A 13,491-nucleotide genomic window follows, 5' to 3' on the forward strand; every position below is an offset into this window, starting at 1 on the left:
AAGAGCGGATTTCATTTGAAATCCGCTCTTTTATTATGATTAAGATTTTTACCATTTAGTCTAGTTTACAAGAACAGCCTTTTAATAAAATCAGCTGTTTTCCTTCGCCCATTTAATCAGCTTAGGGTGTTTCGACCAAATATATTCATTCTCATAAGCATACTGGACGGCTTCGTTTTGATCTCCGATTCCATAGGAATCAGGAGGTGCCGGCAGCTCTACCTTGCCTGTCAAAAAGTCGAACACAAATGGATTAACCTTCTTCGCTTTTTCTGCCAGCTGTTTTAATTTTGAAGTATCCCCGTTTACAGCATATTCAAGCAGAACTCGATTGTAGGCTCCTGATGCCATATGACTTTCATCATACTTCTTCAGCAGTTTTGCAGCCTGCTTGTACATACCTAAGTCCATGTACATGATAAAGAGTGTGTAGCGAACACCCTGGTTATCATTTTCATTTAGTTTAATCAAATCCTCACATTGCTTAACGGCTATTTCCAAGTTGCCTGCAGCAGCCTCAAGAACTGCATAATTGAACTTAGACCTCATATAAGGTCTTGTTTCAGTAAGTCCCCAGAACATGCCTTTATTCTGTTTGAAAAAGTCACTGCCTAGATCTGCTTCACCAGCTTCCATTCCTTTTTTGAATAAGTACAGCTGTTTCTCAAGGTCATGCTCCGCTTCTGCAAGCATATTGTAGCCATCAGGGTGGGGATAAAGATCTAAAGCCTTTTCTGCAAGCTTTAATCTCTTTTTCGGTTCACTTTCCATAGCTTCAAAAATCAATTCCTGAGCTAGCTCACGATTAACTGCACGTCGACTTTTCACCTTTTCATGAGCAGTCTTCATATCAGCCTCCAGCTCATCTTTCATCTCACGGTAAAGCTTTGAAAGAGAGCTTGCACTAACCTCATACATTTCAGCAAGTTTTTTCTGAGTCAGACCTTGCTTGTGAATATGTTTTTCGACAAAATAGTGCATGGCTGCTGCATAGGCAGCAGGCTTATTGATTGAAGGCATTTCCCGGTGGAAATAAGCGTGCGCTAATTCCACAGCCAGCTCACCTGCTTTTGCATAAATGCCTTGTTTGAGAATATTATTTTCCAACATGAGTGCCGCTGTTTCATAATTTATATCATCCCAAACAAGTTCTTTTTCCGGCTCAGCTGTTTCCTCATCCGGCTCAGGCTCTGTCAGCATCGAAATGATCATCTCTGGATAGTGATCACCCATAAATGCTTTGTGATCAGTGAACTCACTCTGTCTGAATAAATCTAATGTCAGCTCAGTATTGTGTGCTGTTTGATTTTTCTCAAACTCAAGCTGCATCAAATAATAAGAGTGGTACTCTCCATATGGAAGCAAATAGCCAAGAAGCAGACCGCCCGCTTCGAAAGAGGCTGCTCCCTGTGCCACTTTGACCTTCTTTTCTTCATTTGAAAAAATATCTTTTACAGTAAGCCACTCGTCATCTATTATGCTTTCAATGACAGAAAAAGAAGGTGCTGCTTCTGCCCATTGTTTAAGCTGAGACAAAGTAGATGGACGAACTTCTTCTTTCTGTTTCTTCTCAACAAAGGCCTCAATTACCCTTCCGTGAACAAATGGGACAGAAAAGACAGCCCACACTAATAGAGCACCGTACACATTTTGATGCTCATCCCGGTTCAGCTTACCCATTTTTTCTTTAACCGCATCATCCATTTGCCTGGAAAAATTCACAGAAGCAAATTCCATCAATTCGACTTGAAGCTTCTCAAGATCCTCATGGCGGATAGCCTCAAGTGAAGTTTCTTTCTTCATACAGCATTTCTTATATTTTTTCCCACTGCCGCAATGGCATGGGTCGTTGCGTCCGATATTCATTTATAAACTCCTTTTATTGCTTGATTCACTTGTCTATTGTGCCAGTTAATTGAATAGAATTCAATGTGCGCAGCAAATCACCAGAAATTAAATCCAATTAATAAGAAAAACCACAGACATTATTTCTGCGGTATTGTCCTATTATATCTCTCATTATCTATCTTCCCATTTAAGGTAAGGACCGTTACCTCACTCCTAACCCCAAACCGATAATTCCAATGCGCCTGTCCAATTCCTTTAGAAATGTATAGATAAGAGCCTGCAACTTTATGGAAGCCTTGGTAAATTCCCCGCCTCGCAAGCTCTCCCTTTGAAATAAAGGTAAAAAAGAATGGAATATTGAACTGCTTTCCATGCAAATGGCCTGATAGCATAAAATCAAATGGGTCCGTAACTTCAGCTATATCATTGGGATCATGACATAGAACAATTCTAGGTTTATCTGATTTTACTTTTGAAAATGCTTTAGTCAATCCGAGCTCATCTTCTCTATAAAAATCCAACCCTATCAATGTGAAGTCTGTAAGCTCAATCGATTCATTTACAAGAACCTTTACTTTGTTTTCTTCTAGCCATGACCTTAACCGCAAACTCAGCTTAAAAGTACCATAGTCGTGATTGCCAAATACAGCATATACTTCAATTCCATATTCATTGAAAACATCCAGGTAAGGTTTAACACTCGGAATATATTTTTCTCTTGCGGTAAAATCACCGGTGATAAACACATAATCAGGTTTTTCCTTATGAAGAAGTTCTTTGATTTTTTCAGGGTGGATCCGATTTCTTTCAATATGAAGATCTGATAACTGCAGAATTTTTTTATCAATCCCAAGCGGTACCTCTATATGTTCAACTTTCAGCCATTGAGTCGGCAATATAAATAATAAATAAAACAGCCCCACACATCCAATTAGACCAATCAACAATTCAGCCATGCTCTACCCCATTTTTTCCTATTTGTTCTATTTTACTAAAGACAAGCTTCATTTAGTATAAAAAACAGCCAAATCCCTTAAAGGAACTTGGCTGCGTTTCATTTAATAAACGTCATAGCCCTCATAAGACTCAGCTACGTGAGAAGATAGATCCCACATCTCCTCTTGACGGTCCAAATAAGTCAGAACGAGCTGCTGGGCATGTCCGGATTTGGTTAAAAAGCTTTCCACACTCCCTTGAATCTCAATCTCCTCTTTGTTTCTGCATTCAATAATAGTCCTGTTGTTTTTCTCAAAAACCTTCTTCACATGATGATAGGAGACCCACATACACTCTTCACTGTCTGGAGATAAAGTAGGCACCATACAGATCCTATATCCCGGCGACAAGCAAACCGGCAGCATCTTTTTACCCGGCAAAATAAGCTTTGCTGCATCAATCATTCCCTGATACGATGCACCAGCATGGATACAGCTGCGGTTCATAATTTCTCTGGGGGACATTTTTACAATCAGCTTTTTGTACAGTTCTTGAACAACAGACCACAACTCCCCATTTTCTGTGTACATCGGTTTCACAACCATCGTCTCTCTCCAAACTGCATAGCTTTCTTTCATCAGCATTCTCTCCACCTCAATCTTCTGTATTTTTTATGAAAAATTTACCACATCATTATTTTACAAAAAATTTCAGTAAAGGAAATAAGAACTAGGTAAAATTAACTATAAATAAACAATATATTTACACTAAATTAAAATAGTCAAAGAGACCTCACTCATATTCCCATACAATCTTCCAATCTCCATTTTCTTTCACAACATATACATCCTGCAGCACATCGAATGTCCCGAACTTGCTTTTAAATGTCTGCCTTACCTTGATGAGACGCGCCTCATTAAATACCGGCGACCCTTTTGCCATCCTCCACCTTCGAACCTTCTTCTGCTTCAAAATTTCAAAAGAAAACGTGGTAACCCCGTAATGACTCATATAGATATGAGACCGCTCTGTCACATAAGCATTCTTTGTAAAACGGTCCTGCATCAATGGATGAAAAAGATCCCAGGCACCGCCGAAGTTTCCAGTCTGTTCAGCTGTATAAAAGAGCTGGACAGCCTTTTTCGGCGAGGATGGCGTGAATAGATGAAACAGCCCGATGAGAAGGAGAATGGCAGCGCCGAGCATTGCTATTGGAATAAGAGGGAATGGTTTACGTCTTCGCATAATTATCACCCTTTTAAGCATGTCTAAGAAAGTGTATGTAGCAGCATCAGGGATAATACGAACTGTTTTCAACCTTCAGACTTGTCTTTTTTCATACATGATTAAACACAAGTTACCATATAGTGGATATTTCCGGGGATAGAGGGAGTAAGAAGGATATTATCGTTAGGTAAAAGAAATGACCTGATTTTATAAGAATCAGGTCATTTTATATTGCTATGGATAAATATAAGACACGGAATATCAGAATCTTCCACGATCCTTTAATACTGTTTTTCGGTCGAGGTAATAGGCACACTGGCCCAGAGGCTTGATTTGAAGGTAGTTTAAAGGGAAGGTTTTATTTAGCAAGTTTTTCCATCACAGCAAGTTCTCTTTCATTCATAACAGTTTTCTCCCAAGTATGCTCCTGATTTGCTTCTAAAATCTCCAATCTGGCGATCATCTCCAAATGCCTCTCTTCATTTTCTAGACGCATAAGGTGATATTCTTCTTTCATAAAAGGTTGAGTTTAGTTGATTTCTATTTCATTACTTTTAATCGCTGTTTTCATGTCAGTGATTTCATTTTTTAAACCAGCAATTTCGCTTTTCATGCCAGTGATTTCATTTCTTAAACCAGTTATTTCGCTTTTCATTTCGCTAATCTCATTATTCATCTCACTTCTGAAACTTCCCAATGAGGTTATAAGTAGAAATCATGCCTTCCATGCGGTTTGCTTGTTCTGGATTCAACTCTTTCACCTAGATATTGATGTCAAAAGCATAATATTGGTTCTTATAGCTAGTTGCTCACTCCACTTAGTTTGCTGCAATCGATTCAATTTGTCTGGAGAATGGTCTTATTTCTCACAAGCAATTAAATCTTTATCACGTTCTTTATTTAGAGCTGGCCTGACACCAACGTTTTATAACGATTACTGGTTTTTATTCACAAAAAAGGCTTCCAAAAGTTAGACTTTCGGAAACCTCTTTTTTAATAAATTTATTTAATAAGAACTTTTTGATCATCTATTTGTATATACCATTTACCTTGACTAAAGGATTCTTTAGAAATTTCATATACTGTTGTTCCAGTTACTGTTATACCAGGGTTTAAATCAGACAAAATTTTAGAATTATCGATATTTGTTTCTGTTGCGTAGGCACCACTAGCATCGATATCAGAATCATATTCTGTACCTTTTTCATCAACTAAGTTGATTACAGGCTGATCAAACATTCCCATAGGTTTGTCAGAAGCATTTTTCAATTTGTATTGAACACCTACAAGTGTAGCACCTTCAGATGCTTCTTTACCAAGGAAATTAGGATCTCCAATCACGCTTTTCTCTTCAAATTTAATAACTGTAACTTCTGCTTTATCAGTTTTAACAGCTTCTCCTGTTTTAAAAACTTTTTCTTTAGATGCTTGGTCTTTTTTATCAGATTGAGAAGCCGCACTAGTATTTGTTACCGTTTCTTCACCACCACCAGACACACCGCCTATAATACCAATAACAATTACCGCTAAGAAAAACGTCATAATTTTGTGTCTCATGAACCAATTACGTTGATCTTTACCACAATTAGGACACTTTTTAATTCCCTTTGCGATTTCTTTACTACAAGCTTTACATTCGACTAATTTAGACATAAATATGATAATCCTCCTATTTTATATGTATAATCACCTTACAATATTACTATAAACATTGATAAATATGTTAAATATATTACAAAAAAAGGTCGAAATGATAATATCACTCTTTTTAATAAGAGTTTTTATCTATTATAATATTTATCTCCCTTCTAACAGGTGGGTATACTGCTCTATAACTGCTATTTATACTGAACTGCTTTAATATCATTTTCTAAAGTATCTAGCTCAGAAGAAAGTATTTAAATTCGACAAAAACCAACATATGTCGAATAATTTATCCTTCATAAGTTGCTAATTCACAGGGAAAATATAGTAAACTACTAAAGTTGAAATAATCTTATTTACCTATGTTTTTATACCTAAATTTATTGGGCAGGGAGAAATTATTATGAAGAAGTTTATTAGTTTACTAATCATTGTCTTTCTTTTAGGAGGACCGCTTACCACTGGCTTTGTCCACGCAGAAGCACAAAAAAAACTTACAGCTACTTTAAAGGCTGATGAAAAACCGAGAAAAGAAAGCTCCGGCAAGAGCGCTTCCTATAATCCAGATGATTATCCTCTTGTGGAGAACAACGATTACATCGATACATTAGTAGACAGCTTCAGTGCCTATCATTCATTTACATTTAACTCATTAACGAGTTTTCCAGATGAATTAGAGCTTTCACTGCTATACCAGATTAATGCTTACAGCGGTCAAGAGCCTTATACTACCCTTGAGTTTTATAAGGAAGATAATGGTTCATTGACGTATTTGACCCAAGCTTATTTCTATCTATCCTTTAGCGGCACCCTTACTTTAAGTGTGTCATTGCCAAAATCCTTATACGCTAAAGAAGAGTTCGTTTATGTCAGAGTCGGTACTTCCAATTCCTTAAGTGACACCTATTATTCTGATACGACAAGATTCAAAGTGAAAAATCCGGATTTCAGCGGAGACTCTGAATCTGGTGATTACGTCATTATCAGCAATGAATCAACCTATGCAGAAGGATCCCAAAGCACTGGTTCTTTCCAAATCAACAATGAAAAGTATACATTCAATAAAAAGCTAGATCTTGGTGCTTATCAAATTGATGCAAATAAACCTTTTAACATCGAGAAAAACAAAGACAAAATGTTCTCTAAACAGCAGACCGAGAAAATGTCTGATTACCAAACCGGAGATCAAAAACCATTTTGGGTAACTAATTTCAGCAGCAACCAGGATTATCAAATTAATGCATCGTTATTGCACAGCGGTTCAAAAACAAACATTTGGGTGCATGATCATCAGATTTCTGCAGCTGATGCCAAAAAGCTGTCTGATGAATTTGACAGCAGCATCCACCCAACAATCGTCAGCCATTTCGCCCCTGAATCAGATGTAAATGGGGATGGAAAGATTAATATTTTAGTCTATGATATCCAGGATGGCTTTACAGGCAGCGGCGGCTATATTGGCGGTTACTTCTATGGCGGTGACCTGTACAATATGACCCACTCGAATCAATCAGAGATCTTCTACATTGATACCTATCCGTTAATGGGAATGAGTTCTTACAAAGCAGTAGAGAATTCTTACGAAACACTGGCACATGAATTTCAGCACATGGTCAATTACAATCAGAATGTGTTTATTGAAGGAAAAACAAACATGGATACATGGCTGAATGAAGCTCTTTCTATGGCCGCAGAACAAATCTATACAGGACAGGCTTTAACCAGCAGAATAGATTACTATAATGCATCCAATTCTATTAAAAATGGACACTCTCTCTTATACTGGGATCGAAACGGTGATACCCTAGCCAACTATTCCCTTTCCTATTTATTCGGTCAATATGTAAGAATCCAGGCTAATCAGGGAAATGGTATTTTCAAAGACATCCTGCAAGATCCGAACAACGACTACCGTGCTGTTGAAAATGCCGTACAAAAATACATTGATCCAACTCTCAGCTTCGGTAAATTTATGACAAATTTCCGCGGAGCCTTACTATTAAAGAACAAAACAGGGGAATATGGCTTTAAAGGTGAACCAGCATTTGACGCCTTAAGCGAAAGAATATACGGCGGAGCCTCTACCTATCTAAGAGGCGGCGGAGCCCTTGTTAAAAAGACAAATACTGCTGACATCCCTGCAGATAAAGGAAACGACGTCACTTATACATTTATCAGCGCTGAAGAGCAAGACACGGCTGCTCCTGCAAAACCTGCCGTCAATCTTGTTTCAGACCATGATAACGTCATCTCAGGAACAACAGAACCTAACGCAATGGTATATGTAAAAAAAGGAACAGAAACACTTGGAAACGCTTATGCAAATGAAACAGGCGCATTCATCGCGGGCATTCAAGTTCAACAGGCTGGAACTGAATTGAAAGTCTACGCAGTAGATGCAGCTGGCAACAAAAGCGAAGAATCAACCGTCATTGTTCAAGATCGGACAGCACCTTCCGTACCACAGGTGAATCCAGTTGGCGACAATCAAACAGCTGTTACCGGAAAAGCAGAAGCCGGTTCTAAGGTATATGTAAAAAAAGGCAGCACAACTCTCGGCCATGCTGCTGCAAATTCATCCGGTGTTTTTAGTGCATCCATTGCCAAGCAGCCTGCCGGAACAACACTTATCCTCTACTCAGAAGATGCAGCAGGCAATAAGAGCGAAGAAATAACTGTAAAAGTACAAGATAAAACAGCTCCTGCTATTCCTGCAGTTGACCCTGTAGGAGACAATCAAACAATCGTAACTGGTAAAGCAGAAGCTAACTCTACTGTTACTGTTAAAACCGGAACTACTACTCTTGGGGAAGCAAAAGCAAATAGTGCTGGATTATTTTCAGTAGATATCAAAACAAAACAGAAAGCTGGGACCACTCTCTCCATCTATTCAATGGATGCAGCAGGAAATCAAAGTTCATCGGCTTCTATCCAGGTGACCGACAAAACTGCTCCTGCTAAGCCTACAGTTGATCCCGTGGCGGATAATCAAACCATTGTTACCGGTAAAGCGGAAGCTACCTCTACCGTCACTGTTAAAAATGGTACTACTACTCTTGGTGAAGCAAAAGCAAATAGTGCTGGAGTATTTTCAGTAGATATCAAAACGAAGCAAAAAGCTGGGATCACTCTCTCTATCTACGCAAAAGACGCGGCTGGTAATCAAAGTGCGGCGGCTTCTGTTCAGGTAGCAGATAAAACAGCTCCCGATAAACCTACTGTTGCTTCAATAGATGACAGCCAATCAATCCTAACTGGAAAAGCGGAAGCCAACTCTACCATCACTGTTAAAAACGGAACCACTACTCTAGGAGAAGCAAAAACAAATAGTTCAGGAGTATTTTCAGCAGATATCAAAACGAAACAAACTTCCGGCACCATTCTCACCATTTTTACGACGGATGCAGCCGGCAACAAAAGTCCTTCGATTACTGTAGAAGTTACTAAAAAAACAATGCCTGCAAAACCAACAGTAACTACAGTAGGCGATAACACCACTGTTATTACTGGAAAAGCAGATGCCAAATCAACCGTCTACTTGAAAAATCGCGGTGTAACGATAGGTACTGCAATAACGGACAGCAGCGGCAACTTCACCATCACGATGAAAGAGAAACAAAAGGCAAGAGCCATTCTATTCCTGTATTCCGTAAACGATAAAGGAAATAGAAGCCCAATACTCATTATTAAAGTCTCTGATCAAACAGCACCAAAGACGCCTACCGTAAAGAAACTTTCTTCAAGATCTACTTTTGTTACAGGAAAAGCTGAAATTGGCTCAACGGTATATGTCTACAATGGGACTGCCAACCTTGGAAAAACCACTGTACGTTCAAAAGGAGGTGTTTACAGGGTTAAAATGAAAGCACAGAAAAAAGGAACAACTTTATCTGTGTTTACAGAGGATAAGGCTGGGAATAAAAGCAGTAAGAAGGATATTATAGTTAGATAATAAAAAGAAGATGGCTGGAGATATATTAAAATTCCAGTCATCTTTTTTATTTTTCAAAGAACATTTACCTATTGGTTGAATATTTACAGTTTAATTTGAAGAAATTTTTGGGGGGATTAGTGTAGGAAAATTCCAAGCTAAATGATGTGGTCCCCTGTTAGCTATATATCCTCCTAAAATTGGCCTGTATTGCGTTATTATATGATTATAATTTTCTTGTGGATATATATGTGACATAGCTTCAATTAAACTAACCGGCCAATTATTATTCCCTTCCATATTTGGTTTTTCTAGATCCGTTTTAGTATAATACTGCCAATTATTTGGATTTTCAACTGCATTATATAATTTATCGAATGCCGCTTTTATTCTTTTACCTTCTAAACTATTTAAATCAAATAAATTAGTATTTGTTTCGTTATAAATAAGAAATGCTGATTGTGTAAGTGGTGCTAATGCAAAATATGTATATCTCATACTTTTTGCCTTTCGAGCAACTTCTTCCTTCATTTTTCCATTTGCATCAATTTGTGAAACAATTATTTTTTTGGTGTACATAACTTCCTTTTCTAATTTACTTTTATCACCTAAATAACTATAAGTAGTAAGAGAGGCCAAATTACCCCAATTCGCCCAATTATTTGATCTATTTCGGGCGAATTGAATGGTAGGCAAGTATGTAGATTCAACCCATTTTCGGAATTGTGATTGATCCCATTTTTTATAATCATGTAGTAATGTAGCACTATATATAAATCCTATTCCGCTATTTGCAGCTACCAGTGGAGTATCATCTTTAGCTGAGATTTGTTTATTAGTTTTTGACCAATGATTTAATATGTCTATTGCTTTTTCTGCATATATCTCTTGGTCTGTTAACTTCCATGCAAGCCCTAATATATAACTTGCATAAGCATCTTCAGTAATATCTTTTCGGGCTTTTGCATGGCCGCTGTTATCTACATAAGTTGGGGGAATATACAAGTAATCTACTGGATTAGCTTTTCTTTTTAAGTAATTGTTTGCTAGTTCAATAAATTGTATATAGGCTTCGAGTCTTTGATCATCTTTCTTTATCATCTCTTTCACTTCATGAAACTCTTGTTCACTATAAATTCCATAAGATTCTTTCTCTCGGAAAAAAATAGCACTAATCAAAATAATACATATTAAAATGAGAACAAAGAATCGTTTAAAAAACAATTTTCGTGACCTCCTCTCATTCATATAATAATAGATCTTCAGAATATCTGTTTTCATCACGCTATAGCCTTCTTCCAAGGTACCTTTTTATTGTAAATTACCACTTATTTTAAAAATATATATAATTTTTGATTCTTTACAATGCATATAAAAGCGCCATTCCAATTGGAATGACGCTTTTATGAGTAAATGATAAAGTATCCATAAAATCACGAGTAGTTAAATCTGTTATGTAGATTATTTCATTCAACTAGACTTTATTCTGTAGAAGATTTTAGATATAAAATCGACCAATTTTTTTATTCAATAATAAAACGTAATTCATTCCTGGATTCATAATAATTTCCTTGGCCCGTTCTGCTCCGATCCTTTGCATGCACGATAATTTTATATGTGCCTGGATTTGTTGGCGTCCATATTGCACTGCTGCCATTTCCGTAATCCTGAATCGTAGTGAGAATTCCTTTTTCATCACGTACCAAAAATCGATAGTCTGGATTGGTTCCACCCTCAGCAGTTGCTGTCAATTTTATGGGATGGCCATGTAATTGTGGAGAAGCTCTATCTGAGTTTATTTGAACTCCAGTTACCTTTATTCCTTCAATCATAAACTTCATTTCAGTTCTAGCTTCATAGTAATTTCCTGAACCAGTTCTGCTTGAATCCTTTGCATGTACGATAATTTTGTATATTCCTGGTTCTTTAGGAGTCCATGATGCATTACTTCCATTGCCATATTCTTGTATTGTGGTGAGAGTTCCTTTTTCATCACGTACCAAAAATCGATAGTCTGGATTGGTTCCACCCTCAGCTGACGCAGTTAATTTTATCGAATTCCCGATGATTTGAGGTGAAACTACATCTGCATTTACATGAACGCCTGTTACTTTTATTCCTTCTACTTTAAAGCTCATATCCGTCCTGGCTTCATAGTAATTTCCTGGACCAGTTCTACTCTTATCCTTTGCATGCACAATAATTTTGTATGTTCCTGGTTCTGTTGGTGTCCAAGTTACATTACTTCCATTGCCATATTCTTGGATTGTCGTAAGAATTCCTTCTTCATCACGTACAAAAAAACGATAATCTGGATTTGTCCCACCTTCTGCAGCTGCCGTCAGTTTAATGGAAGAACCAACTTGTTGTGGAGAAGCTGTAACTGTGTTTAATTTAACTCCAGTTACCTTTGAACCTTCCACCTTGAAACTCATATCAGCTCTAGCTTCATAATAATTCTCTGTGCCAGTTCCGCTCTGATCCTTTGCATGAACGATTAGTTTATATGTTCCTGGGATAGTTGGTGTCCACGTTGCTGAATTCATTTCTCCATATTCTTGGATTGTAGTTAAGACCCCTTTTTCGTCTCTTATAAAGAACCGATATTCGGGACGATCGCTTCCTTCTGAATTTGCCGTTAATTTAATAGGTGTTCCTATTTCTTCCGGACCGGTATGATCAACTGATAATGTAACTGAATCTACATGGTCATTTCCACTGTTCACGTAGAAGTCTGCTGTGAAATCCTGTTCATAATGATAATATTTTGTGTTCCCTGCATGATCTGTCAAAGCAATCATATCTATCTTCCACGTACCGCCTTCGGAATTTGCGTTAGTTGGAATGGTCCCATACCATCTTCCTTGTTCATCAACAGAATAAATATTTGCCCCATATGATTGATCCCCTGACGGACTTTCTGCATGAAAAAATACATACTTTACTCCCGAAATATCATCCTTCGGTGTTATATAAATGGTGTTACTTTCCTCGGCTTTTATTTCTACTTTACTTAACTCTACATTTTCTAATGACGGTGCAGATATATCAGCATTTTGGTTAGTTACACTAAAATCAGTCGTAAAATCCTGTCCATAATGATAATATTTGGTATTCCCTGCATGATCTGTTAATGCAATCATATCTATCTTCCAGGTACCGCCTTCGGAATTTGTGTTCGTTGGAATCGTCCCATACCATCTTCCTTGTTCATCAATAGAATAGATATTTGCTCCATATGATTGATTCCCTGACGGACTTTCTGCATGAAAAAACACATACTTTACTCCCGAAATATCATCTTTTGGTGTTATAAAGACTGTGTTGCTTTCTCCTGCATTTATTTCAGCTTTACTTAACTCTACATTTTCTAATGATGGAGCTGACGAATCGGCATTTGGGCTAGTTACACTAAATTCAGCTGTGAAGTCTTGTCCACTATGATAATATTTGGTGTTTCCAGCATGATCCGTTAATGCAATCATATCTATCTTCCAAGTACCGCCTTCAGCATTCGCATTAATTGGAATTGTCCCGTACCATCTTCCTTGTTCATCAACAGAATAGATATTTGCTCCGTATGATTGATTACCTGACGGACTTTCTGCATGAAAAAACACATACTTTACTCCCGAAATGTCATCGTTCGGTGTTATATAAATGCTGTTACTATCTCCTGCATTTAATTCAGTTGTACCAAGCTCTACTTTTTCCAAGGCCGGCGCTGTCAAATCCTCAACAGCCAAACTATGCGAAGAAATTGTAATACTTATCAGTACAATCATTGCAAGAATCTTAATTATTGTTCTTACTTGATGCAATTTCATGGTTTCCCCCGTAAAAAACAATTCTATAAAAATATAAATGTATAAGGTAAATAGTTTCTAGCGATTAAACTATTTACC

10 protein-coding genes are annotated in these 13,491 nt (G+C 37.4%); 1 reads left to right on the top strand and 9 read right to left on the bottom strand.

Annotation, left to right across the window (positions count from 1 at the left end; all coding sequences use genetic code 11):
- Nucleotides 1–90: 90 nt before the first annotated feature.
- The 7 genes from AC3ISE_RS20655 to AC3ISE_RS20685 form a co-directional block, all read right to left on the bottom strand.
- Complete coding sequence (locus AC3ISE_RS20655) at nucleotides 91–1,866, bottom strand: SEC-C metal-binding domain-containing protein (RefSeq protein WP_489222429.1); 1,776 nt, start codon at nucleotides 1,864–1,866, stop codon at nucleotides 91–93.
- A gap of 119 nt (nucleotides 1,867–1,985) precedes the next feature.
- Nucleotides 1,986–2,804 carry a metallophosphoesterase gene (locus tag AC3ISE_RS20660; RefSeq protein WP_489222430.1) on the bottom strand — a complete coding sequence of 273 codons (819 nt, stop codon included), beginning with the start codon at nucleotides 2,802–2,804 and terminating at the stop codon, nucleotides 1,986–1,988.
- Nucleotides 2,805–2,906: 102 nt separating this feature from the next.
- Complete coding sequence (locus tag AC3ISE_RS20665) at nucleotides 2,907–3,428, bottom strand: competence protein ComK (protein ID WP_489222431.1); 522 nt, start codon at nucleotides 3,426–3,428, stop codon at nucleotides 2,907–2,909.
- Between the two features lie 148 nt (nucleotides 3,429–3,576).
- Nucleotides 3,577–4,029 carry a nuclear transport factor 2 family protein gene (locus tag AC3ISE_RS20670; protein WP_489222432.1) on the bottom strand — a complete coding sequence of 151 codons (453 nt, stop codon included), beginning with the start codon at nucleotides 4,027–4,029 and terminating at the stop codon, nucleotides 3,577–3,579.
- Nucleotides 4,030–4,369: 340 nt separating this feature from the next.
- Nucleotides 4,370–4,507, bottom strand: a complete 138-nt coding sequence (locus tag AC3ISE_RS20675; RefSeq protein ID WP_489222433.1) for a hypothetical protein — start codon at nucleotides 4,505–4,507, stop codon at nucleotides 4,370–4,372.
- 33 nt (nucleotides 4,508–4,540) lie between these two features.
- Complete coding sequence (locus tag AC3ISE_RS20680; protein WP_489222434.1) at nucleotides 4,541–4,666, bottom strand: hypothetical protein; 126 nt, start codon at nucleotides 4,664–4,666, stop codon at nucleotides 4,541–4,543.
- 347 nt (nucleotides 4,667–5,013) lie between these two features.
- The gene (locus AC3ISE_RS20685; protein WP_489222435.1) at nucleotides 5,014–5,664 is read right to left on the bottom strand and encodes a DUF4352 domain-containing protein; all 651 of its coding nucleotides are present in this window, start codon (nucleotides 5,662–5,664) and stop codon (nucleotides 5,014–5,016) included.
- 394 nt (nucleotides 5,665–6,058) lie between these two features.
- Here AC3ISE_RS20685 and AC3ISE_RS20690 point away from each other — a divergent pair, with 394 nt between their 5' ends.
- Nucleotides 6,059–9,607, top strand: a complete 3,549-nt coding sequence (locus AC3ISE_RS20690; RefSeq protein WP_489222436.1) for an Ig-like domain-containing protein — start codon at nucleotides 6,059–6,061, stop codon at nucleotides 9,605–9,607.
- Between the two features lie 90 nt (nucleotides 9,608–9,697).
- Here AC3ISE_RS20690 and AC3ISE_RS20695 read toward each other — a convergent pair whose 3' ends face one another.
- Nucleotides 9,698–10,810, bottom strand: coding sequence for an alginate lyase family protein (locus AC3ISE_RS20695; protein WP_489222437.1), 1,113 nt, complete (start codon nucleotides 10,808–10,810; stop codon nucleotides 9,698–9,700).
- A 299-nt stretch (nucleotides 10,811–11,109) separates the two neighbouring features.
- Nucleotides 11,110–13,413 (bottom strand): triple tyrosine motif-containing protein, encoded by a 2,304-nt coding sequence (locus AC3ISE_RS20700; RefSeq protein WP_489222438.1) that lies wholly within the window; start codon nucleotides 13,411–13,413, stop codon nucleotides 11,110–11,112.
- Nucleotides 13,414–13,491: the final 78 nt, after the last annotated feature.

The sequence above is a fragment of the Metabacillus sp. KH_069 genome, from assembly GCF_057838075.1.